22 protein-coding genes and 1 tRNA gene are annotated in these 26,458 nt (G+C 60.5%); 13 read left to right on the top strand and 10 right to left on the bottom strand.

Going from position 1 to position 26,458, the window contains the following annotated elements; translation table 11 throughout:
• Positions 1–106 precede the first annotated feature (106 nt).
• The 4 genes from B3C38_RS06250 to B3C38_RS06235 all read left to right on the top strand — a co-directional run bounded on the left by B3C38_RS06250 (position 107) and on the right by B3C38_RS06235 (position 4,756).
• Entirely contained in the window at positions 107–1,510 is a 1,404-nt protein-coding gene (locus B3C38_RS06250) for an MATE family efflux transporter (protein ID WP_055210970.1), read from the top strand.
• Between the two features lie 8 nt (positions 1,511–1,518).
• Entirely contained in the window at positions 1,519–2,163 is a 645-nt protein-coding gene (locus B3C38_RS06245; RefSeq protein WP_022332907.1) for an AAA family ATPase, read from the top strand.
• Between the two features lie 19 nt (positions 2,164–2,182).
• Positions 2,183–3,295: a peptide chain release factor 2 gene (gene prfB / locus B3C38_RS06240; protein ID WP_022332908.1), complete on the top strand. Its 1,113-nt coding sequence runs from the start codon at positions 2,183–2,185 to the stop codon at positions 3,293–3,295.
• A 243-nt stretch (positions 3,296–3,538) separates the two neighbouring features.
• A complete protein-coding gene (locus B3C38_RS06235) occupies positions 3,539–4,756 on the top strand; it encodes an exo-beta-N-acetylmuramidase NamZ family protein (protein ID WP_286726267.1) in 1,218 nt (405 codons plus the stop codon).
• A 387-nt stretch (positions 4,757–5,143) separates the two neighbouring features.
• On the opposite strand, the gene B3C38_RS06230 is transcribed toward B3C38_RS06235, so the two are convergent.
• The 4 genes from B3C38_RS06230 to serS form a co-directional block, all read right to left on the bottom strand.
• On the bottom strand, positions 5,144–5,725 hold the full coding sequence (locus B3C38_RS06230; RefSeq protein WP_022332910.1) for a sugar O-acetyltransferase: 582 nt from the start codon (positions 5,723–5,725) through the stop codon (positions 5,144–5,146).
• Positions 5,726–5,918: 193 nt separating this feature from the next.
• A complete protein-coding gene (bla, locus tag B3C38_RS06225) occupies positions 5,919–6,797 on the bottom strand; it encodes a class A beta-lactamase (protein ID WP_286726265.1) in 879 nt (292 codons plus the stop codon).
• 67 nt (positions 6,798–6,864) lie between these two features.
• The gene (locus tag B3C38_RS06220; RefSeq protein WP_018694847.1) at positions 6,865–7,032 is read right to left on the bottom strand and encodes a DUF362 domain-containing protein; all 168 of its coding nucleotides are present in this window, start codon (positions 7,030–7,032) and stop codon (positions 6,865–6,867) included.
• A 52-nt stretch (positions 7,033–7,084) separates the two neighbouring features.
• On the bottom strand, positions 7,085–8,356 hold the full coding sequence (serS, locus tag B3C38_RS06215; protein WP_276655902.1) for a serine--tRNA ligase: 1,272 nt from the start codon (positions 8,354–8,356) through the stop codon (positions 7,085–7,087).
• Positions 8,357–8,560: 204 nt separating this feature from the next.
• Here serS and B3C38_RS06210 point away from each other — a divergent pair, with 204 nt between their 5' ends.
• From B3C38_RS06210 to B3C38_RS06195, 4 genes are read left to right on the top strand one after another with little or no spacing between them, the layout of a single operon-like run.
• Complete coding sequence (locus tag B3C38_RS06210; protein ID WP_087401308.1) at positions 8,561–10,375, top strand: peptidase U32 family protein; 1,815 nt, start codon at positions 8,561–8,563, stop codon at positions 10,373–10,375.
• A 21-nt stretch (positions 10,376–10,396) separates the two neighbouring features.
• On the top strand, positions 10,397–13,450 hold the full coding sequence (locus B3C38_RS06205) for a glycoside hydrolase family 2 TIM barrel-domain containing protein (RefSeq protein ID WP_286726327.1): 3,054 nt from the start codon (positions 10,397–10,399) through the stop codon (positions 13,448–13,450).
• An 8-nt stretch (positions 13,451–13,458) separates the two neighbouring features.
• On the top strand, positions 13,459–14,469 hold the full coding sequence (locus tag B3C38_RS06200; protein ID WP_286726264.1) for a class I SAM-dependent methyltransferase: 1,011 nt from the start codon (positions 13,459–13,461) through the stop codon (positions 14,467–14,469).
• A gap of 12 nt (positions 14,470–14,481) precedes the next feature.
• A complete protein-coding gene (locus B3C38_RS06195) occupies positions 14,482–14,769 on the top strand; it encodes a hypothetical protein (RefSeq protein WP_022332916.1) in 288 nt (95 codons plus the stop codon).
• Here the strand turns inward: B3C38_RS06195 and B3C38_RS06190 are convergent.
• The 4 genes from B3C38_RS06190 to B3C38_RS06175 form a co-directional block, all read right to left on the bottom strand.
• A complete protein-coding gene (locus tag B3C38_RS06190) occupies positions 14,734–15,453 on the bottom strand; it encodes a hypothetical protein (protein ID WP_286726263.1) in 720 nt (239 codons plus the stop codon). The two genes, B3C38_RS06195 and B3C38_RS06190, sit on opposite strands and share 36 nt — an antisense overlap.
• Positions 15,454–15,483: 30 nt before the next feature.
• On the bottom strand, positions 15,484–16,056 hold the full coding sequence (locus tag B3C38_RS06185) for a chromate transporter (protein ID WP_022332918.1): 573 nt from the start codon (positions 16,054–16,056) through the stop codon (positions 15,484–15,486).
• Positions 16,053–16,595, bottom strand: coding sequence for a chromate transporter (locus tag B3C38_RS06180; RefSeq protein WP_286726262.1), 543 nt, complete (start codon positions 16,593–16,595; stop codon positions 16,053–16,055). Before B3C38_RS06180 ends, B3C38_RS06185 begins: the two co-directional genes overlap by 4 nt.
• A gap of 92 nt (positions 16,596–16,687) precedes the next feature.
• On the bottom strand, positions 16,688–17,407 hold the full coding sequence (locus B3C38_RS06175; protein WP_286726261.1) for a 16S rRNA (uracil(1498)-N(3))-methyltransferase: 720 nt from the start codon (positions 17,405–17,407) through the stop codon (positions 16,688–16,690).
• Positions 17,408–17,503: 96 nt separating this feature from the next.
• Here B3C38_RS06175 and B3C38_RS06170 point away from each other — a divergent pair, with 96 nt between their 5' ends.
• From B3C38_RS06170 to B3C38_RS06160, 3 genes are all read left to right on the top strand, one after another.
• The gene (locus tag B3C38_RS06170; RefSeq protein ID WP_237957425.1) at positions 17,504–19,675 is read left to right on the top strand and encodes a M3 family metallopeptidase; all 2,172 of its coding nucleotides are present in this window, start codon (positions 17,504–17,506) and stop codon (positions 19,673–19,675) included.
• A 91-nt stretch (positions 19,676–19,766) separates the two neighbouring features.
• Entirely contained in the window at positions 19,767–21,851 is a 2,085-nt protein-coding gene (locus B3C38_RS06165; protein WP_278734817.1) for a M3 family metallopeptidase, read from the top strand.
• A 155-nt stretch (positions 21,852–22,006) separates the two neighbouring features.
• On the top strand, positions 22,007–23,014 hold the full coding sequence (locus tag B3C38_RS06160; RefSeq protein ID WP_022332925.1) for a hypothetical protein: 1,008 nt from the start codon (positions 22,007–22,009) through the stop codon (positions 23,012–23,014).
• Between the two features lie 386 nt (positions 23,015–23,400).
• Here B3C38_RS06160 and B3C38_RS06155 read toward each other — a convergent pair.
• A tRNA-Gln gene (locus tag B3C38_RS06155) sits at positions 23,401–23,471 on the bottom strand.
• A 138-nt stretch (positions 23,472–23,609) separates the two neighbouring features.
• Here B3C38_RS06155 and B3C38_RS06150 point away from each other — a divergent pair.
• A complete protein-coding gene (locus B3C38_RS06150; RefSeq protein WP_022332926.1) occupies positions 23,610–24,854 on the top strand; it encodes a nucleoside permease in 1,245 nt (414 codons plus the stop codon).
• 67 nt (positions 24,855–24,921) lie between these two features.
• Here B3C38_RS06150 and B3C38_RS06145 read toward each other — a convergent pair whose 3' ends face one another.
• Complete coding sequence (locus B3C38_RS06145; RefSeq protein WP_117506973.1) at positions 24,922–25,365, bottom strand: GNAT family N-acetyltransferase; 444 nt, start codon at positions 25,363–25,365, stop codon at positions 24,922–24,924.
• Positions 25,366–25,410: 45 nt separating this feature from the next.
• On the opposite strand from B3C38_RS06145, the gene B3C38_RS06140 reads away from it, so the two are divergent.
• Entirely contained in the window at positions 25,411–26,274 is an 864-nt protein-coding gene (locus tag B3C38_RS06140; protein ID WP_286726260.1) for a nitroreductase family protein, read from the top strand.
• Positions 26,275–26,458: the final 184 nt, after the last annotated feature.

Genomic DNA, 26,458 nt, shown 5'->3' with positions numbered 1-26,458 from the left:
TGCCGGGCGTGTCTCCGCTCCCGTTTCGGAGGCGCTGTGCGCCGTAATCAAGGAATAATAGGTAGTTTGTCCGGCTTTCGCTCGGGCAGAGTTGATAATATATGATATGTCTGCAACGATAAAAGGGGCGGCGACGGAGCTTGGGACGGAGCGTATCCGCAAGCTGCTCATGCAATATGCCGTGCCGGCGATCATCGCCATGACGGCTTCTTCGCTCTACAACATGGTCGACAGTATCTTCATCGGCCACGGGGTAGGGCCGTTGGCCATTTCGGGCCTTGCGCTGACCTTCCCGCTGATGAACCTCGCCGCGGCTTTCGGTTCGCTGGTGGGTGTGGGTGCTGCGACGCTGGTGTCCATGCGCCTCGGGCAGCGAGACTACCAAACGGCGCAGAACATCCTGGGCAACGTCGTGGTGCTGAACCTCATCATTGGCCTGGCATTCGGTTTCATAACGCTGCTGCTGCTCGATCCGATCCTCTACTTTTTCGGGGCGAGCGAGGCGACGATCGGTTATGCCCGCGACTACATGTCGATCATCCTCATGGGGAACGTCATCACGCACATGTATCTGGGCCTGAACTCCGTGCTGCGGGCTTCGGGGCATCCGCGCAAGTCGATGTACGCTACCATCTATACGGTGGTCATCAACGCGGCGCTCGACCCGCTGTTCATCTATGGCTTCGGGTGGGGTATCCGCGGCGCGGCCATCGCCACGGTGCTGGCGCAGATTATCGCGCTCATCTGGCAGTTCCACATCCTTTCGGACAAGAGCGAACTGCTCCATTTCCGGCGCGGCATTTACCGCCTGCGCCGCAAGATCGTGCGCGACATCCTGGCCATCGGCATGTCGCCGTTCCTGATGAACCTGGCGGCGTGTTTCATCGTCATCCTGATAAACAAGGGGCTCAAGCAATATGGCGGAGACCTGATGATCGGGGCCTACGGCATCGTCAACCGTCTGGCGTTCTTCTTCGTGATGATCGTCATGGGCATCAACCAGGGGATGCAGCCCATTGCGGGTTATAACTTCGGTGCGCGGCAGTACGACCGTGTGCTGCGCGTGCTGCGGCTGACGGTCATCGGCGCCACGTGCGTCACGGGCGCCGGGTTCCTGATGGGCGAACTGGCGCCCCGGCTGGCGGTGTCGGCCTTCACGAACGACCCCGAACTGATCCGGCTGGCGGTCGAGGGAATGCGCATCGTCTTCGTCTGTTTCCCGATCATCGGGTTCCAGATGGTGGCGACCAATTTCTTCATGAGCATCGGCATGGCCGGCAAGGCGATCTTCCTGTCGCTTTCGCGCCAGCTGTTGTTCCTGATGCCGGGACTGATTTTCCTGCCCCATATCTTCGACGTCCATACCCGTTGGGACGGCAGTTGGGGCGTATGGTGCGCGATGCCGCTGTCCGACCTGATGGCGTCGGTCGTAGCCTTCTTCATGCTGGTATACCAGTTGCGAAAATTCCGGGCGCAGATGGATGCGGCCCGTTCAACGAACCTCCAATAATGCCGATTATGGAAGATAAATTCGTCATCAACATCGGGCGCCAGCTGGGCAGCGGCGGCAAAGCCGTCGGCGAGGCCGTGGCACGCAGGCTCGGGATCGGGGTCTACGACAAGCAGCTCATCAACCTGGCTGCCGAGCAGAGCGGCCTGTGTCCCGAGGTGTTCGAACGGGTCGACGAAAAAGAGTCGCGCAACCTCTTTTCGACGCTCGTCGCTTACCTGCGCTCGCCGTTCGTGGGAAGCGAATATGCCGGGAGCAACGTGCTCAGCAACGACGCCCTGTTCAAGATCCAGAGCGACGTGATCCGCGACATCGCCGCGCGCGAGTCATGTGTTTTCGTCGGCCGCTGTGCCGACTACATCCTGCGCGACCATCCGCGGGCGGTGAATGTCTTTGTCGCGGCCGACCGTGCCGACCGTTGCGAGCGGCTCTGCCGCCAGTGCGGCATTACGCCCGGGGAGGCCGAGGCCCGGATGGATCGGGAGGATGCGCGGCGCGCGGCGTACTACAACTATTACAGCAGCGGTACGTGGGGCATGGCTTCGACCTACCACCTCTGCGTCGATTCGTCCGTGCTGGGGATCGACGGCACGGTGGATTTCGTGCTGGAGTTCGTGGAGCGCAAACTGGGTGTGAAGCCCGGGGCGATTTAATTGTCAATACGGTAAACTTATGATACTTGCAGATCAGATAAAGGAGTTGGAGCAGCGCCGCGAGGCTTTGGAACGATGCCTGGGTATCGACCAGAAACGCATCGACCTGCGCAACGAGGAGGAAAAGACCCAGGAACCCGATTTCTGGGACACCCCCGACAAGGCGCGCGAGCAGTTGCGCAAGGTCGCCGCCATCAAGGCATGGGTCGACGACTACGATGCCGTGGCCAAGGATGTCGAAGACCTGGGGCTGATGCCCGATTTCGTGAAGGAAGGGGTCATGAGCGAGGTGGAGTTGGACGACCATTACGCACAGACGCTCGAGCGCATCGAAACGCTCGAAATGCGCAACATGCTGCGCCGCGAAGAGGACAAGCTTGGGGCGATCATGGACATCAACGCCGGGGCCGGGGGCACCGAGGCGCTCGATTGGGCGTCGATGCTCCTGCGCATGTACACCCGCTGGGGCGAGGCGCACGGTTACAAGGTCAAGGTGCTCGACTACCAGGCCGGCGACGAGGTGGGCGTGAAATCCTGTACGCTGGAGTTCGAGGGCGAGTATGCCTACGGGTACCTCAAGAGCGAAAACGGCGTGCACCGCATGGTGCGCCTTTCGCCTTTCAATGCCAATAACAAACGCCAGACGACTTTCGCCTCGGTGTTCGTGTCGCCTGCCGTGGACGATACGATCGAGGTTACGGTCAACCCGTCGGACATCGAGTGGGATACGTTCCGTTCGAGCGGCGCCGGGGGGCAGAATGTCAACAAGGTCGAGACAGCCGTGCGCCTGCGCTACCACGGCAAGGACGCCGATACGGGCGAGCCGGTGGAGTTCCTGATCGAGAATATGGAAACCCGTTCGCAGCTGATGAACCGCGAGAATGCCATGCGCATCCTCCGTTCGAAGCTCTACCAGCGGGAACTGGATAAACGCATGGCCACGCAGCAGGCGCTCGAGGCTTCGAAGAAGAAGATCGAGTGGGGATCGCAGATCCGCTCCTATGTCTTCGACGACCGGCGTGTGAAAGACCATCGCACGGGCGTGCAGACTTCGGCTGTCGAGGCGGTGATGGACGGCGACCTGGATGCCTTCATCAAGGCCTACCTGATGGAATACGGCGCCGAGGCGTAGCTCCTCCGCGGTCGGTTCCGACAACCGGTTCGCGTACGGCCGGTATTTCCCGTCGGACGATCCGTATTGTATCGGGTGCCCGGTTCTTATTGCCCAGTCCACTTCTGCCGTGCCGCCGGCCCTTGTGTCCCGCCGCACCCGCTGCCGGGCGGAGGCAGGGCAGGCTGCCGGAGGATTCCCTGCCGGGGGGGCGATATCCGGCGGGCAGGAAGCCCGGGCGTTATAAATTGTTATCTTTGCCGTATGAAGAAATTTGTCATCTCCCTGTTGTCCGTTATCTTCCTTTGCGCTGCGGCCACGGCGCAGGTATTGGTCGGTATGACCGACACGACGGCTTATTTCCCGCAGCTGGAAGGGCGGCGCGTGGCGGTGCTGGCCAACCATACGGCCGTCGCGCGGTTCTGCGCCGGTGCGCCGGGAGCTGCGGCGGACACTGCGGTTCGGCTGCCGGGGGCGGCGTCCGACGGGACGATACACCTGGTCGACCTGCTGCACGGTCGGGGCTTCGACGTGACCGGCATTTTCTCCCCCGAGCACGGGTTTCGCGGTACGGCCGACGCGGGCGAGCATGTCGCAAGTTCGGTGGATGCTGCGACCGGGATCCCGATCCGCTCGCTCTACGACGGGAATACGAAGCGCCCTTCGGACGAAGCCATGCGGTCGTTCGACGTACTGGTGGTCGACATGCAGGACGTTGGTCTGCGGTTCTATACCTACTATATCACGATGCTCCGCATGATGGACGCCTGTGCCGAATCCGGCCGCAGCGTCATCGTGCTCGACCGTCCCAACCCCAACGGGCACCACGTCGACGGCCCCGTGCTGGACATGAAATACAAATCGGGCGTAGGGGCGTTGCCGATCCCCGTGCTGCATGGCCTGACGATGGGCGAAATCGCCCGGATGGCCGTCGGCGAAGGCTGGGCCGCAAGCTGCGACCTGCAAGTCGTGCGTTGCCGCAATTATACGCACGACACTCCGTACGAGTTGCCCGTCGCCCCGTCGCCCAACCTGCCGACGCAACGGGCCGTCTACCTCTATCCCTCGGTGTGCCTCTTCGAAGGTACGGTCGTGAGCCTCGGGCGCGGTACGGATAAACCGTTCGAGGTTTACGGACATCCCGACATGACCGGCTGCCTGTTTTCGTTTACGCCCCGTCCGACTGCGGGAGCCAAACATCCGCCGCTCGAAGGCAGGCGCTGCCACGGCGTCGATTTGAGCCGGATGCCGCTCGGCGAAGCCCGGGCGGAGGGCCTGACCCTGAAATATGTGATCGAAGCCTGCCGCAACCTGGGACTGGGCGATAAGTTTTTTACGCCGATGTTCGAAAAGCTCATCGGCGTGGGGTATGTCCGTGAAATGATCCTTGCCGGAGCTTCGGAGGCCGAAATCCGTGCCCGCTGGGCGGACGACGTGCGGCGCTTCCGGAAGCTGCGCGGGCGTTACCTGCTTTACGAATAATCTGACAACCGCCCCGGATGATTCCGGGGCGGTTGTCAGATGAAAGCGGGATGGCCGGTGCTTGATTTGGCGTGGAAATAGTGACGCCTGCTTCGTTGCAGCCGCCCCGCCGGATCGCCGCCAGCCCTCCCCTTTACGGGGGAAAGGGTGCGGGTACTCTTTCCCCCGTAGGTCTTGCAACGCCTGTCCGGAAAAATTTCCCATGCCCGAGCACGCCGCCTGCCTTGCAACACGGACATCCATGTGGCGAGGGCGGAAACCGGCAGACAAAATATTTCGGTTTCTATGCTTTCCGGTCTTTGTGATTATTACGGAATTTCCCGCGAGGAGTTTTTCAGGGGTGTCGGGTCGGCCGAATAAAAGCGTCCCAAAAGGGACGCTTTTTCGTTAAATGACCTCCGTGATCCGGTCGTCCTCAGTGACGGGCCGGATGACCCGGCACGGGTTGCCGAAGGCGATGACCCCGGCCGGGATGTCGCGCGTTACGACGCTGCCGGCGCCGATAACCGTACCGTCGCCTATCGTCACGCCCTGCATGACCACGCAGTTGCCGCCGATCCAGACGTTGTCGCCGATGGTGACCGGAAGCGAACGCATGACGCCCGCGTTGCGCTGGTCGGGCAGCAGGGCGTGCGTCACGGTGTAGATGCCCACGTTGGGGCCGATGAATACGTGGTTGCCGATGGTCACGGGTGCTTCGTCGAGGATCGTGAGGTTGAAATTCCCCGTAAAGTCCTCCCCGATTGAAATCTGCGACCCGAAATCGCAGTGGAACGGGCTGTGGATGCAGAATGTGCCGCCCGTGCGGCCGAACAACTGCCGGATGATCGCATTGCGTTCCTCCTCGCGGCTCGAGGGCAGGCTGTTGAACCGGAAGACCAGTTCTTCGCAGCGTTGCAGTGCCTTCCTGATCTGCGGCTTGCGGGCGTAGAGCCACATGCCGGTTTTCATCTTTTCAAGGTCGTCCATAATTTTATTTTTCGTAGTTGTTTATTTCTATGCCCTGTCGGACGCATTTCCCGGGTTTGCCGTGCCGCGTGGCTAACTCTCCTCCGGGAAGGGGAGGGCAGGCTTGCCAATGCGGCCACAGGCGGTGGGCAACAGCGGGCGGAAGCGAAAATCCGGGCCGGGGATTCCTGCTATGTCGCGTTGTATAATCCGCTCATTCCGAGCTGAAATATTCGTATGCCGCCCTGGAGACCGCAGCGGCGATGGCAGCATTTGCGGCGTCGTTTTCTTCCGATTCGGTGACGAATACCGCGATGCAGTAGCGGCGTCCGTCGGGCAGGAGCACATAGCCGGCATCGTTGTCCGCGATGCGGATGCCTTCGGCCGTGCGGTCGGATGAGCCGGTCTTGTGTCCGATCACGATTTCGGCTGGCAGCCCGGCCTTCAGTTTGTTTGCGCCCGTGGTCGTTCCGCACAACAACCGTTGCAGGAGAGCGTTGTACTCCCCTTTGAGCAGCCTGCCCTGCAGGAACAGGTCGAACAGTGTACAGACGGACGAAGGGCGTGCCTTGTTGACCCGCTGGTTCCCGATGCCGTGGTGCATCTCCTCCTCGCTGGCGGCGATGCGGATGCCGCCGATCCCCAGCGAACGGACGTAGGCCTCTACGGCTTCGGGGCCGCCTGCTTCCCGCAGCAGAATGTCGCAGGCGATGTTGTCGCTCTCCGACACCATGTAGCGGAGCAACTGCCCGAGCGTCAGCGTGCCGCCGCCTGCGGGCAGCGAATCGCGCATCGGGCTGTATGTGCCGGGTAGGAGCAGGTCGGGCGTGATGCTGATCGGCTGCGTGAGCGGTATGCCTTCGCGCTGCATGCGGTCGAGCACGGCCAGTGCCACGGGAAATTTAAAAACGCTCATCATCGGTAACAGGGTGTTGTTGCGCGCAATTGTTTCCCCGCCGGGCGTGCGGACGGCGACCCCGACGAAGGCTTTGTGCTCCGACACGATTTCGTCCAGCCGGGATTCGAATTGTCGTGTCGCCGTATCGCAAGACGCTGTGAGAACCGACAGGCATAGGAGCAGGAGTTTTTTCATAAGCTGGCAGAGGAGAAAAAAGCACACCTTTTCGGGGTGTGCTTTTTTTCGGATTTTTCCGTGTTGCTTATCCTTCGATGATAGCCTCGCTCGGGCAAACGCCGGCGCAGGTACCGCAGTCGATGCACTTATCGGGATCGATGACATAGATATCGCCGGCCGAGATCGCTTCGGTCGGGCACTCGCCGATGCAGGTGCCGCAGGCAACGCAGGAATCAGTGATTTTGTAAGCCATTTTTGTTGAAATTTATTGTTAAAAGTTGTGTTGTGTCAGCAAATATAGAAACTTATTTGATAATATCAAAACCCGTATAGGGGATCAGCGCCTCGGGAATCCGGATGCCGTCGGGGGTCTGGAAATTCTCCAGCAGGGCGGCCACGATACGCGGCAGCGCCAGCGACGAGCCGTTGAGCGTATGTGCCAGCTGTGTTTTCTTGTCGGCATCACGGTAGCGGAGCTTCAGGCGGTTGGCCTGGAACGACTCGAAGTTGGAAACCGACGAGACCTCCAGCCAGCGTTTCTGCGCCTCGGAGTAGACCTCGAAATCGTAGGTCAGCGCCGAGGTGAACGACATGTCGCCGCCGCACAGGCGCAGAATGCGGTAGGGCAGCCCCAGCGACCTGACGATAGACTCCACGTGGGCCACCATGCCGTCGAGCGCTTCGTACGACGCTTCGGGCAGGCTCAGCTGCACGATTTCGACCTTGTCGAACTGGTGCAGGCGGTTCAGTCCGCGCACGTCCTTGCCGTACGAGCCGGCTTCGCGGCGGAAGCAGGGGGTATAGGCGGTCATCTTCACCGGGAAGTCCTTTTCGTCGAGGATCACGTCGCGGTAGATGTTCGTCACAGGTACTTCGGCCGTCGGGATCATGTAGAAATTGTCGGCCGTGGCGTGGTACATCTGCCCTTCCTTGTCGGGCAGCTGGCCCGTGCCGAAGCCCGAGGCTTCGTTGACCATGATCGGCGGTTCCACTTCGAGGTAGCCGGCCCGGGTGTTGCAGTCGAGGAAATAGTTGATCAGCGCACGCTGCAGACGGGCTCCCTTGCCTTTGTAGACGGGGAATCCTGCGCCCGTGAGCTTGACGCCCAGGTCGAAGTCGATGATGTCGTATTTGCGCGCCAGCTCCCAGTGGGGCAGCGGGTTTTCAGGTAGTTGGGTGTAGTTTTCGACCAGTTTTACGACGAGGTTGTCCTCGGCGGTCTTGCCTTCGGGCACGATGTCGGCCGGGAAATTGGGCAGCGAGACGATCGCTGCTTGCAACTCCTCCTGCACGTTGTGCGATTCGGCCTGCAGGCGGTTGGATTTTTCCTTGAGGTCGGCGACGAAGCGCTTGCGCTCCTCGGCTTCGTCGCGGCGGCCCTGTCCCATCAGCGCCCCGATCTCCTTGGCGGCTTTGTTCTGCGCTGCCAGCGTATTGTCCAGTTCGGTCTGGATGGCCTTGCGGCGGTCGTCCAGCGTTTCGATCCTGGCGATGACCGGTGCGGCGTCCACTCCCTTCTTGGCGAGCTTGCGGATCGCGGCCTGCTTGTCATCGCGGATTTGCTTTATCGTAAGCATGGTATCCTGTGTTTTTGTGTGTATTCGTGTTTACAAATTGCAAAATTATAAAAAACACGCCAACTTGCACTCCTGTCGCTCCGTTTTTTGTCTGTTTCATAAAAAAACGGAGTTTCACCGCGTGCGGGAGCCCGGATGACATTTTTCCGGGGTCACAAGTCCGCATTTGTCGCGGATTTTGTTAATTTTGCAAAAAATAATGCGTTGAAATCCGTCGAACTACTCGCTCCCGCCAAAGATTTTCAGTCGGCCGTCGCCGCCGTGGACTACGGTGCCGATGCCGTGTATATCGGCGGGGCGAAGTTCGGAGCCCGTTATGCGGCAGGCAATAGCGCCGGCGAGATCGCCCGTGTGGTGGAATATGCCCATCGCTACGGAGTGCGGGTGCATGCCACGCTCAACACGCTGATCTACGACGACGAGCTGGAGGCCGCCGGGCGGCAGGCCCGCGAACTGATCGCGGCCGGGGTCGATGCGCTGATCGTGCAGGACATGGCGCTGCGGCGCATGAACCTGCCGGTCGAGTTGCATGCTTCGACGCAGATGTGCAATATGACACCTGCCCAGGCGCGTTTCCTGGGCGAGTGTGGGTTCGCCCGGGTGATCCTCGAACGGGCGCTTTCGCTCGGCGAAATACGGGACATCTGCGCTGCGACCGCGGCCGAGGTGGAATGTTTCGTCCACGGGGCGATCTGTGTTGGTTACAGCGGCCGCTGTTTCCTCTCGCGGTCGGTGTCCGACCGCAGCGGCAACCGCGGGGCGTGCAGCCAGCCGTGCCGCCTGACTTACGACCTGACCGACGGCCGGGGACGTACCTATATTGCCGGGAAACACCTGTTGTCGGTGCGCGACCTGAACCTTTCGGCGCATATCGGCGAGTTGCTCGACGCGGGCGTCACTTCGTTCAAGATCGAAGGGCGGCTCAAGGATGTCGGTTATATAAAGAACATTGTGGCCTACTACCGTCGCGAGGTCGACGCGGCGCTGGCCGTAAGGCCGCATCTGCGGCGGGCTTCAGCCGGGGAGAGCATCCCGGATTTCACGCCCGATACGGCCAAGAGCTTCACGCGCGGGGAGTCGGAATATTTCTTCGCGGGCAAGCGGCCGGGCGTGGCGTCGTTCGATACGCCGAAGGCGGTGGGCGAGTATGTGGGCCGTGTGGTGCGGGTCGAAAAGAACAGGTTCCGTCTCGATCGGGGCGGTTTGCTCGCCGCGGGCGACGGCATCTGTTTCCTCACCGACCGGGGGTTCGCAGGCACCAATGTCAACGCCGCCGACGGCGACTGTGTGACGCCCAACCGCATGGAAGGTATTGTGCCCGGGACGGAGGTCTACCGCAATTACGACCACCGTTTCAACCAGCTCCTCGCCCGCAGCCGTACGCGCCGCGTGATCCCCGCCTCGGTGCTGGTCGAAGCGACGGCAGGGGGTGTCAGGTTCAGCTATACCGACTGTGAGGGGGTGACGGCTTCGGCCGCACGCAGCGTCGCCCTGGAAAGGGCTAAAAATGCCGCGGCCAATACCGCGGCATTGCGGACGCAGGCGGTGAAGGGCGGCGATACGGTTTTTGCCGTGCGCGGGGCCGAAGTGCGGGGCGGCGACTGGTTCGTCCCGGCGTCGCTGGCCGCGGAGTTGCGCCGCGAGGGGCTCGATGCATTGTCGAAGGCCCGGTCGGAGCGCGGCATCGGACACCGGATATTGCCCGAAGGCAGGGCGGAATATCCAGCGGAATGCCTTTCGGCGGAGGAAAATGTCACCAACCGCCTCGCTGAGGCGTTTTACCGCGACCACGGGGTCGGGCGGATCGAACGGGGGCTGGATCTCGCGGCTTCGACGGCGGGGCGCCGCGTGATGCGTTCGGCCTACTGCATCCGCCGCGAGATCGGCGAGTGCCTGAAGGAGCATCCCCGCCTGCGGGGCGAACTGTGGCTCGAACGCGGCGGTTCGCGCTATCGGCTGGAGTTCGACTGCGATCGGTGCGAGATGAGCCTGGTGGACTGTACCAAGACGAAATTATGAAACCTAAACGATAACTCCATGATGAAAAAAACTCTTTTGATCCTTGCGGCAGCGCTTTCGGGCGTGTTGGCTGCCGGCGCCCAGACCGGGCGTGAATGGCAGGATCCTGCCGTCAATGAAATCAACCGCCTGCCGATGCGCTCGTCGTTCGCCGCGGGCGAGCGCCTGTCGCTCGACGGCGTATGGAAATTCCACTGGGTACGCAACGCTTCGGAGCGTCCGTCCGGCATCGGGGCCGTCGACTACGACGATGCGGCGTGGGGCAGCATGCCCGTGCCGGGGATGTGGGAGCTGAACGGTTACGGCGAGCCCGTCTATGTGAATATCGGCTATGCCTGGCGCGGTAATTTCAGGAACGATCCGCCCTATGTGCCCGATGCCGAGAACCATGTGGGTTCCTACCGCCGCACGTTCGACATCCCGGCATCGTGGGGCGGCAAGGACATCCATCTTTCGATCGGTTCCGCTACGTCGAACGTCTATGTCTGGGTCAACGGACGTTTCGTCGGTTACAGCGAGGACAGCAAGCTGGCCGCGCAGTTCGACATCACGAAGTTCGTGAAGCCGGGCGAAAACCTCATCGCCCTGCAGATGTTCCGCTGGTCGGACGGCACCTACCTCGAAGACCAGGACTTCTGGCGCTTCGCGGGCATTGCCCGCGGCGTGGAGCTGACTGCCCGCGACAAGGCGCACCTCGAAGACGTGCGTATCACGCCCGTGCTGGATTCGGAATATAAGGACGCCACGCTGCGCGTCGAGGTGGAAACCACGCCCCGCGTGAAGTCGGTCGGTCTGACGCTGCGCGATGCGGCGGGCGGTGTCGTGGCGGAACATCGATTGCAGCCTGCCGGCGGCAAGGGCGGGTATGTCTTCGAGGTCGCCGACCCGGCCAAATGGTCGGCCGAGACCCCGAACCTCTATACGCTCGAGATCGCCGTGTCGGACGGCAGGGGCGTGACCGAGACCGTGACGCAGCCCGTGGGCTTCCGTTCCGTGGAGATCAGGGACGCACAGTTGCTCGTGAACGGGCAGCCCGTGCTGATCAAGGGCGCCGACCGCCACGAGATGGATCCCGTCGGCGGCTATGTGGTGAGCCGCGAACGGATGATCGAGGACATCCGCATCATGAAAGAGATGAATATCAACGCCGTACGCACGAGCCACTATCCCAACGACCCGCAGTGGTACGAGCTGTGCGACCGCTACGGCATCTATGTCGTGGACGAGGCCAACGTCGAGTCGCACGGCATGGGCTACGGCGACAACACGCTGGCCAAGGCGCCGGCTTATGCGCAGGCACACATGGAACGCAACCGGCGCATGGTGCTGCGCGACAAGAACCATCCTTCGGTCATCATCTGGTCGATGGGCAACGAGGCGGGCATGGGCCCCAACTTCGAGGCATGCTACCGTTGGATCAAGGAGTACGACCCTTCGCGTCCGGTGCATTACGAACGTGCCGTGTACGATCAGGACGGGGCCTTCACTGACATCATCTGCCCCATGTACTGGGGCTATGAACAATGCGAGAAATATGCTCGCAACAACCCCTCCAAACCGCTCATCCAGTGTGAATATGCCCATGCCATGGGAAATTCGATGGGGGGCCTAGACCATTATTGGGAACTGGTGCGCAAATACCCCTCCTACCAGGGCGGTTTCATCTGGGACTTCGTCGACCAGGGGCTTGTCCGCTACGAGCCCGACGGCCGTGTGTCGTTCCTCTACGGCGGCGATTTCAACGACTACGATGCGACGGACAACTCGTTCAACTGCAACGGTATCATCGCCCCCGACCGCACGTGGCACCCCCATGCCTACGAGGTGCAGCGCCAGTACCAGAGCATCTGGACTACGCCCGTCGACCTTGCGCGGGGCAGGGTCGAGGTCTATAACGAAAATTTCTTCATCGGGCTGGATGCCTACGAAATGGAGTGGCAGCTGCTTGCCGACGGCCGTGTGGTGAAGGCCGGCCGCATCGGCGACCTCGATGTCGCCCCGCAGCAGCGCCGTGCATATGAGCTGGGATTCACTGCAGCCGATTTCTGCCCGCAGGCGAAGGAAATCCTGGTGAACGTGGCCTATAAACTCAAAGAGAAGCAGCCGCTGCTCGACATCGGCCATACGGCGGCCAGACAGCAGTTCGTCGTACGCGAGTACGACTGTAAGGCCGGTTTTGGCCTTGCGGCCTCGGCGCGTCCCGTAGAGGTGACCCGCTGGGAACGCGGTGCGCGTGTCGAAGGGGATACGTGGCAGGTGTTCTTCTCGCGCGACGGGTTCCTGGCGGCATACACGGTCGACGGCCGTGAGCTGATGGCCGAGGGCGCCGAACTGCGCCCGCAGTTCTGGCGTGCCCCGACCGAGAACGACCTCGGGGCGAGGCTGCACCAGCGTCAGGCCGTATGGAAGAACCCCGAACTGCGGCTTACGAAGTTCGACGCTGCGGTCGAGGACGGGGTGGCTGTCGTGGAGGCCCTCTATGAACTGCCCGCCGTGAAAGCTACGCTGGCGCTGACCTACCGCATCAACGGTGCGGGCGAAATGGAGGTCACCGAGCGGATGACCGCCGACAAGACGGCCGAGGTGCCCAATCTGTTCCGCTTCGGCATGACGCTCACGATGCCGGCGCGTTACGACCGTGTGATTTATTACGGCCGCGGTGCGCACGAGAACTATGCCGACCGCCTTTCGTCGGCCGACCTGGGGCTTTACGAGCAGCGTGTCGCCGACCAGTACCACGATGAATACGTGCGTCCGCAGGAGTCCGGCACCAAGGGCGGCCTGCGCTGGTGGACGGTGGCCGACAGCGCCGGTACGGGGCTGACGATCCTTGCCGATGCGCCGTTCTCGGCCTCGGCGCTGCCGTACGCCACGGCAGACCTCGACGTATCGAATTTTCCGCCGCAGCAGCATTCCGGGACGCTCGTGGCACGCGATGCCACGTTCGTGAACTTTGACCTGCTGCAATCGGGCCTGGGCTGTATCGACAGCTGGGGCGCATTGCCCGAAAAGCAGTTCCGGGTGCCCTACGGCGATTATACGTTCCGCTTCATGCTGAAGCCGACGGTAAAGTAACCATAAGCATGCAAGGACAGTTGACACCCTCGTTCGGGGATTACGAACTGATCGACACGGGGGATTTCGAGAAGCTCGAACGCTTCGGGCAGTACGTCACCCGACGTCCCGAACCGCAGGCCATCTGGCGGCGCTCGCTCCCCGAGGGGGAGTGGCGCCACATGGCCGACGCGGCCTTCCTGCGCGACGTGCGCAGCGACGAACGCGGCGAATGGTGCCTGCGCCCCGGCATGCCCCCGCGCTGGACGGTGGCCTACGAATACAAGGATATGGCACTCCGTATGCGCTTGGGACTCACGTCGTTCAAGCATGTCGGCATTTTCCCCGAACAGGCGGCCAACTGGAACTTCATCTACGATAATTGCCGGGCGCTGGCTTCGGGCGGGACGTTTCCTGCGGATATTTCCGGTGCGGCCGCGGCCGGGAGTCTCCTGCCGGCACACGATGTTGCAGTGCCGTCAGGCGCCGGATCGGGCCGGGACGGGCACTCTGCCACCGGCCCGGGGCGTTGCGTCACGCTGCGCGTGCTGAACCTCTTTGCCTATACGGGCGGGGCGAGTCTCGCGGCATGTGCCGCAGGGGCGGATACGACGCATGTCGATTCGGTGAAGCAGGTGGTCACCTGGGCGCGCGAGAACATGGAGCTGAGCGGGTTGGACGGCATCCGGTGGATCGTCGAGGATGCGCTGAAATTCGTGCAGCGCGAAGTCCGCCGCGGCAACCGTTACCACGGCATCATCCTCGATCCCCCGGCCTACGGGCGGGGTGCCAACGGCGAGAAATGGATTCTCGAGGACAACATCTGCGAGATGCTCGAGTGCTGTGCCCGGTTGCTGGAGCCGCAGGGAGCGTTCCTCGTGCTGAACCTCTACTCGATGGGGCTTTCGTCCACGCTGGCCCGTACGGCCGTGCGGCAGGCGTTCGGTGCACCGCGTACGGAGCAGTACGGCGAACTATGTTTTACCGACCGGGCGGGCAAGCAGCTGCCGCTCGGTACGTACTACCGTTTTACACGTTAAAAACTTGGAACCATGAGTATTCTGATCGTATTGTTCGGCCTGCTGAGCGACTGCCTGTTGTCCGTCCTGGTGGGCATCATCGGCAGCAGCCGGCGCATCGGCTTCGGGCTGGCATTCCTCGTGAGCCTGATCTTCACGCCGCTCGTGGGGCTTATCATCACCCTGCTGACCGACCCGTTGCCGTACGGCGGCCAGCGCTGGGGCTGCGTCGGCACGTTCGTGGCCATCCTCGGCCTGTTGTTCCTCTGCGCCTTCCTGATCCTGTTACTGGCCGGAGGCGCCGTCGTCGCCATGTTCTGATTTCCCGTAACGCCCCTCCAGCAGGAGAATCATGTTTTCGAGTTTCTTCTCGTACTCTCCGAAAAACCAGTCGTCGAAGGCCCTGGGGATCAGCCCGATCCAGTTTCGTACCGTTTTGTCGGAGAGCGTTTTCTCGAATCCTTCGCGGTAGGGTGAATTCCAATGGAGATTCTCCATTTGGGAGGGTAGCATGGCCTGCATGCGCTGGTCGTAGTACAGCTGCATGTAGTCGTCGAACGCCGCGAGTTCCTTATAGCAGCGCAGCAGGTCGATGAGGGTCTGCTTGTCGGCGATATGGGAGGCGATGCCCGTCGTCTTGAGCATTTCCAACGCATCGCTCGACAGGCGGTAGGGCTTGTCCATGCCGCCTGTGATGTAGCGCGAATAGGTTTCGACCGTGTCGGACGGGAACCCTGCGAGCGAAAAATCCGCTTCCAGCAGGCGCCGTGCCACCCATTTGTCTTTGCCGTATGTGTACTTGTAATCCCGGACGACCTGCAGGTTGTCGTGCAGTTCGGATGCGACGAGTTGCATGGCCTGCCGTACCTCCCGCTGTTTGGCCGCTTCGGTGATCCGGGCGGTCAGCCACAGGGTCAGCAGTACGCCGCCCGTGACGATCGAGAACTGGCGCGCGTAGTCGCCGATTTTCCACTTTTTAATTCGTTTCTTGAGGGGTTTCTTCATGGCTGCGAGGGTGTTTCCCTTCCGGGATGCTCAGAATATGTAGTATATCAGGATGCCCGCCGCGGCCGAGAGGCAGATCAGCAGGATGGGGTTCACTTTTTTGACCGAGGCGACGAAGACGCCGCCGAACAGCGCCCAGCTCCAGCCGTCGATGAAGTTCTGTTCGTCGGGTGCTTTGCTGTGCGGGAACATCAGCAGCAGTGCCGCCGAGGCGATCATGCCGATGACCACGGGGCGCATGCCCTTCATGGCTCCTTCGACGACGGGGTTTTGCTTCAGGCGGAGGAAGAAGCGCGTGATGAGCAGCATCAGCGTGAGCGACGGCAGGCATACGGCAAACGTCGCCAGCGCCGCACCCAGGATGCCGCACCACGCGTTGCCGGCCTGTGCGCCGACCGTGTAGCCGACATAGGTGGCCGAGTTGATGGCGATGGGCCCGGGGGTGATCTGCGAGATGGCTACGATGTCGGCGAATTCGGCGTTGGTCATCCAGGCGTGCTGCACGACCACTTCGTTCTGGATGAGCGAGAGCATGGCGTAGCCGCCTCCGAAGCCGAAGAACCCTATTTTCAGGTAGCTTACGAACAGTTGCCAGAAGATCATTTGCCTGCTTTTTTAGCGATGAATAATGTCCATGCGATGCCGATGGCCGCCGCTGCGATCAGGATATAGATCGGCGACCAGCCCAGGTACCATACGGCCAGCGCCGACGCGGCGATCACCGCGAACATGGCCCAGTGCATCCCCCGCGCCAGCGAGATCACCGGCACGACGATCAGTGCCACCACGGCCGGGCGCATGCCCTTGAATGCGGCGTCCACGATAGGGTTGTGGCGGATGTCGGCAAACAGGAGCGCGATCGCGAGGATGATGACGAACGATGGCAGGACGCTGCCCAGCAATGCCGCCACGGCGCCTTTCAGCCCCCGCATCTTGTAGCCTACGAACACCGAGGTGTTGATGGCGATGGGGCCCGGAACGGATTGTGCGAGGGTCAGCAGGTCGAGGAACTCCTTGTGCTCGATCCAGCCGCGCTTGGCGATCAGCTCCTGCTCGATGAGCGGCAGCATGGCGTATCCCCCGCCGAAGGTGAAAAGCCCGATCTTGAAGAAGGAGGCGAAAATGGTACGAAGTCGTTGCATGTTTTCCGTGTTCTTTACTTAATCCGGCGTGTGCGGCGGCCCTGTCGCAGGGGCGGGGTTCCGGGGGCGGCTATGCTTCCCGCCCGGCCGTTTTATTGTCCGGCGTTGGCCACCGACGTCATGACCGTGGCGACGACGGCTGCTGTTTCGGTGCGCAGGCGCTGCGTGCCGAGGGTGATCTCCTCGAACCCGTTGGCGCACGCGAAAGCGATCTCCTCGGCCGAGAAATCGCCTTCGGGGCCGATGAAGACCAGCGCCGCCTCGCCTTTGCGGAGCGTCGCGGGCAGGTAGGCTTTGCCTGCGGGCGACAGCGCCGGGGCACAGTGGGCGATGAATTTCCGCCCCTCGAACGGCCTGGCTGCGGCCTCGCGGAACGGCGTAAGCGGGTGCAGCTCCGGGCGGTAGGCCTTGAGCGACTGTTTCATCGCCGCCGTGATGACCTTCCCCGCGCGTTCGGGTTTGAAGACGCGGCGTTCGCTGTGTTCCGTTTCGAGCGGGACGATGGCGCTGACCCCCACCTCGGTGGCCTTTTCGAGGAACCATTCGAAGCGGTCGGCGTTCTTGGTCGGCGCCACGGCCATCACCAGCCGGTAGGGGAGCGGTTCCCACTGCGCCTGTGTCGTGGTGACGCGAACCGTACATCGTTTCGGGTTGTCGTCGGTGATCTGGCAACAAAATAAATTGCCCCTTCCGTCAGTTATATGGAGGGTATCGCCGCGCCCCAGACGCAGCACGCGGACACAATGTTTCGACTCCTCTTCGCTCAGCGTATAGAGGGGCGGCGTGATGTCGGGGGCGTAAAAAAGTTGCATACCTGTTATAAATTACTAACTTTGCATCGCTGTGCGGACGCATCGAAGATGCCTCCGCCGTCGGCGATTGCAAAGTTACACAAAATAACACGATAGATGAAACGTATTGCAGGATTATTCACAACACTTTTACTGCTTATGACACTTGCGTCATGCGATTCCCGGAAAACGGCCGGGGAAAACCCGTTTTTCACCGAATGGGATACGCCGCACGGCGTACCTCCGTTCGACAAGATCCTGCCCGAGCATTTCATGCCCGCCTTCGAGCGCGGCATGTCGTTGCACGAGGCCGAGATCGACGCCATCACCTCGAACAAGGACGAGGCCACGTTCGAAAACACGATCCTTGCCTATGACGATGCCGGGCAAATGCTCGCGCAGACCGAACTGGTGTTCGGCATGCTGTGTGCCGCCGAAACCAACGACCGCATGCAGGCCCTGCAAGAGCAGGCCATGCCCCTGCTGGCCGCGCACAGGGACAAGATCCGCCTCGACGACAAGCTCTTCGTCCGTGTGAAGGAGGTTTACGACAGGCGTGCGGCGCTGGGGCTCGACGCCGAGCAGATGCGCCTGTTGCAGAAAACCTACGACTCCTTCGTGCGTGCCGGGGCGTTGCTCGACGCCGAGCAGAAGGCCCGCCTGAAAGAGATCAACGGGCAGTTGTCGCTCACGGCCGTGAAATTCGGGAATAACATCCTCGCAGAAAACAACAATTTCGTGCTCGAACTCAAGTCGGACGAACTCGACGGGCTGCCGGCAGGCATCCGCGATGCCGCCCGCGAGAAGGCCCAGCAGATGGGCAAGGGCGACAAGTGGGTCTTCACGCTCCACAAGCCCAGTCTGATTCCGCTGCTGACCTATTCTACCAGGCGCGACCTGCGCGAGAAAATATACAAGGCTTATCTGAACCGCTGCAACAACGGCGACGAATACGATAACAAGCAGCTCATCAACGATTTCATCCGCCTGCGCACGGAGAAGGCACACCTGCTGGGCTATCCCTCTTACGCCGCCTATGTCGTGGCGGACGAGATGGCCGGTACGACCGATGCCGTTTACGGCCTGCTCGACCAGATCTGGACGCCGGCGCTCGAACGCGCCAAGGGCGAGCTGGCCGAGATGGACACGCTTTTGCAGAAGGACATCCCCGGTGCCACCTTCGAATCGTGGGACTGGTGGTATTACGCCGAGAAATTGCGCAAGCAGAACTATGCCCTCGACGAGGAGATGCTGCGTCCCTACTTCTCGCTCGAGAACGTGCAGGGCGGCATCTTCTACCTGGCCAACCGCCTCTACGGCATCACCTTCCAGCCGATCGTCGTGCCGCTCTACCATCCCGATGCGGTCGCCTACGAGGTGCTCGATGCCGACGGCTCGCACCTGGGCGTGCTCTATTTCGACTATTTCCCCCGCGACGGCAAGAGCCAGGGCGCCTGGTGCGGCAACTATGTCGAGCAGACCTATAAGGACGGCAAGCGCGTGGCGCCCGTGGTGAGTGTCGTCTGCAACTTCACGCGCCCGGTGCGCAATACGCCCGCACTGCTGACGCTCGACGAGACGGAAACGCTCTTCCACGAATTCGGCCATGCGCTCCACTTCCTGTTTCACGACGTGAAATACCGCGGCCTCTCGGAGGTCGAGGGCGATTTCGTCGAGCTGCCTTCGCAGGTCATGGAGAACTGGGCATTCGAACCCGAGATGCTGAAGCACTATGCCGTGCATTACCGCACGGGCGAAGTGATCCCGAAATACCTCGTGGACAAACTCCGCAAGAGCGAACTCTTCAACCAGGGTTTCGCCACCACGGAACTGATCGCCGCGTCGCTTTCCGACATGGATATCCACTCGGTCACCGAATACGAACCGTTCGACCCGATGGCATTCGAGCGGCAGGCGCTCAACGAGAAGCGAGGCCTGATCCCGCAGATCGAGCCCCGCTACCGTTACCCCTATTTCAGCCATATCTTCGACGGCGGCTATTCGGCAGGTTACTATTTCTATACCTGGGCCGAGGTGCTCGACAAGGATACGTTCGAGGCCTTCCGCGAGAGCGGCGACCTGTTCAACAAGAAGATCGCCGCAGATTTCCGCGCCAAGCTGCTTTCGCGCGGCGGTTCGGAGGACGGCATGTCGCTCTACCGGGCATTCCGCGGTGCCGATCCCGACAAGCGGGCGATGTTGCGCAGCCGCGGCCTGTGGACCCCCGAACCGCCGTCCTTGGATTCACTGGAGGTTGCGCTCCTCAATACGATACCGATAGTCAGATAACCCATATAGTATAATCAGATAACTCATCGAGAAGAAACCGCATAACTGATATAAAATGAAAAAAGCACTGGTAATTATGGCATTTTCCGCTATGGCGGCAGGCTGCGCCGACAATTCGATCCCCAAAGCGCAGCTGCCCGAACTTGATATGTCGAATCCCCTCCTGGCGGCGTGGAATACGCCCCACCAGACCCCGCCGTTCTCCGAGATCGAACTCTCGGACTACGAGCCTGCGTTCGACGCGGCCATCGCCTGCTCGCGTGCCGAGATCGACGCGATCGTCGCCAACCCCTCGAAGCCGACCTTCGGCAATACTATCGTGGCTCTGGAGCGCCACGGTGCGCTGCTGGATCGTATCTCGGGTATCTTCTTCAACCTGCTCGAAGCGGATACGTCGGACGAAATGCAGCAGATCGCACTGCGCGTGCAGCCTAAGCTGACCGAACTGTCGAACGACATCTCGCTCAACCCCGAGCTCTTCGCCCGCGTGAAGGCCGTCTACGGGAAACCCGGCCGCGGCCTCTCGAAAGAGGACAAGAAGCTGCTCGAGGATACCTATCAGAGTTTCGCACGCAACGGGGCCGCCCTGTCCGACGCGGACAAGGAGCTCTACCGCAAGTATTCGTCCGAGTTGTCGGCCGCGACGCTCCAATTCGGCCAGAACGCCCTGGCTGCGACCAATGCCTTCTCGATCAACATCACCGACCCGAAGGTCGTGGCCGAACTGCCGGACTTCGTGAAGGAGGGCATGGCAGCCGATGCCAAGGCGCGCGGTGAAAAGGGCTGGACGGTGACGTTGCAGGCACCGAGCTATGTGCCTTTCCTGACCTATTCGTCGAACCGTGCGCTCAAGGAGAAACTCTGGCGTGCCTACAATTCGCGCGCATTGGGCGGCGAGAACGACAATACGCCGGTCGTGAAACAGATCGCCAACCTGCGCCTGAAGATCGCCAACCTGCTGGGCTATAAATGCTATGCCGACTACGTGCTCGAACGCCGCATGGCCGAGAACACCCCGACGGTCATGGCCTTCCTCGACGAGCTGCTTTCCCAGACCAAAGCCTATGCCGACCGGGACTATGAGACCGTCGGCGACTATGCCGCTTCGCTCGGGTTCAAAGGCCAGCTCATGCCGTGGGACTGGGGCTATTACAACGAGAAGTACAAGCACGAGAAATATGCGCTCAACGACGAGCTGGTGAAACCTTATTTCAAACTCGAAAACGTCCGCAAGGGCGTCTTCATGCTCGCCAACAAGCTCTACGGGCTGAATTTCACGCCCAACGACAAGATCGAGGTGTACCATCCCGACGTGACGGCCTACGACGTGACCGACGAGAACGGCCGTTTCATGGCGGTACTCTACTTGGACTTCTTTCCCCGCGAATCGAAGCGTTCTGGGGCATGGATGACCGAGTTCCGCGGTGCGAAGATCGTTGACGGCAAGGAGACCCGTCCGCTGGTGTCGCTGGTGATGAACTTCACCAAGCCCACCGAAACGACCCCTTCGCTGCTGACTTTCGACGAAGTGGAAACTTTCCTCCATGAGTTCGGCCACTCGCTCCACGGCATGCTGGGCGAGGGCAAGTACGAGTCGCAGACCGGAACGAGCGTTTACCGTGACTTCGTGGAGCTGCCTTCGCAGATCATGGAGAACTGGGCTACCGAGAAGGAGTTCCTCGACCTGTGGGCCGTGCATTACCAGACGGGCGAGCCGATCCCGGCCGAGGTCGTCGACCGCATCGTCGCCGCACAGAACTATTTGGCGGCCTATTCCAACGTGCGCCAGCTTTCGTTCGGCCTGACCGATATGGCATGGCATACGATCACCGAGCCTTTCGAGGGCGACGTCGAGCAGTTCGAGGTCGCATCGATGGCCCCGACGCAGGTGCTGCCCGTAGTTCCCGGAACGGCGATGGCCCCGGCATTCGGACATATCTTCTCGGGCGGCTATGCCGCGGGGTATTACGGCTACAAGTGGGCCGAAGTGCTGGAGGCGGACGCCTTCTCGCTCTTCAAGGAAAAGGGCATCTTCAACCGCGAGGTCTCCGGCTCGTTCCGTGAGAATATCCTTTCGAAGGGCGGTACCGAGCATCCGATGGAACTCTACGTGCGCTTCCGCGGCCACAAACCCGAAACCAGGGCGCTGATCGAGAAAATGGGGCTCGGCAAATAACCGCATTCCCATACCCGATAAAAAAGGGAACCTCCCAACAGGAGGTTCCCTTTTTTACGGTGCATTTCTTTTGCCCTGAAATGTTCCTTGTGATGAATATTTTACTAAATTTGCGGTTGGGATTGAGAATTTTATTACGCTAATACACTTGCACTATGCCTCTGGAAAAACTAAATGCGGCACTGATCGGTGCTATACAAAATAGTACCCCGGAATATACCAATGCGGCGGCCATTCTGACGGACAAGCTCAATATCGGCCGCGAGGCGGCTTACCGCCGGCTGCGCGGCGAAGTGCCTTTCACCTTCGGGGAGGCGGGCGTACTTTCGGCGCAGATGAATTTTTCGCTCGACCGCACGGTCGGGGCCTTGGATTTCGGGAATGTGCTTTTCCGGCTGAGTTTCAGTGATTACCATACGGCGCTCGAAGATTACACGGGGGTTATCGACCAGGATACCCTTTTCTACCGTGAGGTTTCCTCCGACGTCGATGCCGAACAGGCCATCGCCGGAAATTCGTTTCCGCGGATGCTTTACATGCGTTATCCGAAACTGACCAATTTCAAACTTTTCAAATGGCTCTACCAGCAGGGGCTCATCGACTGTTCGGGGGCTAAATTCGAGGATATGAAAGTGCCGGAGGTGCTTTTGCAGAGCTACCGCGACCTGGTGCACGAAGCGCAGCTGATGCCTGCCACGACCCTGATATTCGACGGCAGTTGTACCAAACGCTGGGTCAACGCCATCTGCGCATTCCGCAACATGCATCTGATTAGGGACGAAAGCGTCGAAGTGCTGAAAGCCGAGTTGTTGCAAATGCTCGACGACCTGGAAGAGATTTGTGTTTCCGGGCAGTTCCGCAGCGGGCGGCCTGTGTCGGTCTTTATTTCGGATATGGATATCGAAGCGACTTACTGCTACCTTTCGGCACGGCATTACCGGGCGAGCTGCCTCGAGGCGTTCTCGATCAACTCGCTGCGCAGCTCCGATCCGGACATGTTCGAGCACACCAAACGCTGGGTGCTGGCCCTGAGCCGGTTTGCGACGTTGATATCATGCAGCGGGGAATTGCAGCGGATCCATTTCTTCAAGCGGCAGCGAGCTGTCGTGGCAGAATTGGAAAGGGAGGGCTTAGAACCCTCCCCCGAAGTCTTCCAGGAATAAACGGAACCTTGCGTCTAGTTCCTTGGTGTCTATCCTGTGCTTCAAATCCTGACGGATTTTCCACTTGCGTCACTTTTGCGGGTGTAGCCCGCCCCTTGCACAATCCCACTTGAATTCTTCATATCTCCTGTGCAATACAAAAGTAGGGTAAGGCTTCGGGTAAAACAAGACGGAAAACGGGTGTGCGTGCAGATTGATTGTCTGTTTTTGATGCCTGTTTTTGAGTACGGCTCGGATTTTGAAATTAAAATTTCAGGTGTGGGTGATAATGCTGATATCCGACGGAAGCGTGGTTTGTTTGTTTCGCATTGCGAAACAGGCTGTTCGGGGGGGAAGGAGCGTGGAGGAAGAATGAAAAAAGCGAGAAGACTTCCTCGCTTTTTCAGTTGAGCTACCTGGATTCGAACCAAGAATAACAGGACCAGAATCTGTTGTGTTACCATTACACCATAGCTCAATGACGTTTTGGTGATGCAAAAGTAGAACTTTATTTTTCAATTGCAAAGAAAATTCACAAAAAAAATTAGTACATTTGTTTTAATCATTTTCCGACCGAATGAACTTGTAAATAAAAACAACCTAAAATCAGAGAATTATGGGAATTAAATTCCGCCTTATCGTCATGAACTTCCTCCAGTATGCCATCTGGGGTTCGTGGCTCATCTCGCTGGGCGCCTACCTTGGCGGTGGCCTCGACTTCACAGGGCTGCAAATCGGAAGTTTCTTTGCCACGATGGGCGTTGCGTCGTTGTTCATGCCCGCAGTGATGGGTATCATTGCCGACCGGTGGATCCCGGCGCAGAAGCTGCTCGGCATCTGCCATCTGGTGAGCGGCGGGTTCCTGATTGCCGCGGCTTCGCAAACGGCCTATGGGCCTTTATACAGTTGTATGCTGCTGAGCGTGATGTTCTACATGCCGACCATCGCCCTGTCGAATTCGGTGGCATACAATGCCCTCGACCTGGCCCGGCTCGATACCGTGAAACATTTCCCCCCGATCCGCGTGTGGGGTACGGTAGGCTTCATCGCCGCGATGTGGTTCGTCGACCTGACGCATATCGGCGGCGTGCAGATCAAGCTGACCGAGTGGCAGCTCTATGTCTCGGCGGTGCTGTCGTTCCTGCTCTCCGTCTACTCGTTCTCGCTGCCCGGCTGCCCCGTCGACCGCAATGTCAAGGCCAGGTCGTGGGTCGATACCCTGGGGCTGCGTGCGTTCACGCTCTTCAAGGAGAAGCGCATGGCCATTTTCTTCGTTTTCTCGATGTTGCTCGGCGCCGCGTTGCAGATAACCAACGCCTTCGGGGACTCCTATATACAGAGCTTCGGCTCGATGCCCCAGTATGCCGATTCGGCGATCGTGAAACACTCGGTGATCCTGCTTTCGCTGTCGCAGATGTCCGAGACGTTATGCATCCTGCTGATCCCGTTCTTCCTGCGGCGCTTCGGGATCAAGAAAGTGATGCTCATCTCGATGCTGGCGTGGGTGCTCCGCTTCGGGTTCTTCGGCGTCGGCAACCCGGGCTCGGGTGCCGCGTTCCTCATCCTTTCGATGGTCGTCTACGGGGTGGCATTCGATTTTTTCAATATCTCGGGTTCGCTGTTCGTCGAGAAGGAGACCAGCCGCGAGATCCGCTCTTCGGCACAGGGCGTCTTCATGATTATGACCAACGGCTTCGGTGCGTTCTTCGGTTCGTATGCCGCCGGTGCCGTCGTCGATGCCTGGGGATGGCCCGATTCGTGGTATATCTTCGCCGGCTATGCCCTCGTGGTGGCCGTGGTCTTCGCTGTCGTGTTCAAATACAAGCACAACCCCGAAGAGATGGTCTCGGTGAACCATTAATATAAGTATGGTTCCGGCGGCGCGGGGAAACCTCTCGCCGCCGGAATTTTTTTACCCGGGTGCCGGGCTACGGGCGGAGCATTTTGACGTGCGGGATACCTGCTTCGAAATAGGTGTCCGAGACCGGTGCGAACCCGAGGGTGGCGTAAAATCCGGCCAGGTGCTCTTGTGCCGAGATGCGGATGGGCTGGGGGCCCCATGTCCGGGCAATATAGCGCAGCGCTTCGGACATCAGGCTGCGGCACAGCCCGCGGCGGCGGTATGCAGCATCGACCAGCACGCGGCCGACCGAGGCTTCGGCGTAGGCGATCCCCGCCGGGATGATCCGCAGGAAGGCCACTACGCGGCCGCCGTCCTCCATCCACATGAATACGCTCTGCGGGTCAACGGCGTCGGCATCGGGTTCCGTGATGTGCTGTTCGAGGAAGAAGACGGCCTCGCGTGCCTGCACGATACGGTGGTATTCCCGGGTGGAGAGTTCGCTGAAATGTTTTGTGAGGACAGGGGACATGGCGGTTTGTAATTGATGACAAAGGTACTTAAAATTTCGGAAGATATGGATACGATCCGTGTGGATGGTGTGAGCTGCATCCGTTGCGGCCGATGTGTGAAGGTGTGCCCTTCGCAGATTTTCGTACAGGAGAAGGCGGGCGGCCCCGTGGCGCTCTCGAAACCCGAGAACTGCATCGTCTGCGGGCACTGCGTCGCGGCCTGCCCGACGGGGTCTGTGGCACATGCGGAATTTCCGCCCGCCAAGGTGCATCCGGTCGACTATGCGGCCATGCCCACACCTGCTCAGGTCGAACTGCTGATGGCTGCGCGGCGCTCGAACCGGGCGCTCTCGCAGCGCCCCGTGCCGCAGGAGATGCTCGACCGGATCGTTGCGGCCGCCGACCTCGCTCCGACGGCCACCAACGCCCGGCAGTTGGGCTATACGCTCGTGACCGACCCTGTGCTGCTGCGCCGTATGAGCGAATATACGCTCGGCGTGTTCGGCAAGCTCGCGGATCGCCTTTCCCACCCGCTCGTGCGCCCGTGGCTGAGCCGTTTGTTGCCCGACGTCTACCGCTATATCCCCGTTTTCTGGAAAATGCGCCGCGAATATGCCGAGGGCAACGACCGTATCCTGCGGGGTGCGACGGCCGTGTTGCTGATCCATGCGCCGAAAGAGAGCCGGTTCGGCGCCGAAGATGCCAACCTCGCCTACCAGAACGCTTCGCTGATGGCCGAAGCGCTCGGGGTGAGCCAGATATATATGGGCTTCGTGCTGACCGCCGTGCGGCAGGATAAGAAAAAGGGGCTCTGCAAGATGCTGGGGCTCGCCGGCCGCCGTATCTGTGCCGTCATGGCGCTCGGGATGCCGCAGTTCCGCTACCCGAATTATATCGACCGCACGCCTTCCCCTTTGGAACGGAGATAGGCTTGCAGGGCTTCCCGGAGCTGTGCCCGGGAAATTTCAGTCGCTTTTTCCGGGGGCTTTGTTTCTTCGCTTCATCTGTCCGCTTGATCCGGCTGTTGTCTATGGAACCGCGGCCTCTCGCTCCTTTGTCTTTCCCGGGGGCTTTTGCCGCGGTTGCTCCGCCTGGCTGTCTTATCCGGTTGCT

Origin of the sequence: Alistipes sp. UBA1686 (assembly GCF_002320215.1) — a bacterium.
GTDB lineage: Bacteria > Bacteroidota > Bacteroidia > Bacteroidales > Rikenellaceae > Alistipes > Alistipes onderdonkii.
The sequence above is the reverse complement of the archived record's forward strand: the minus strand, read 5'-3'. Positions and strand labels throughout refer to the sequence as shown.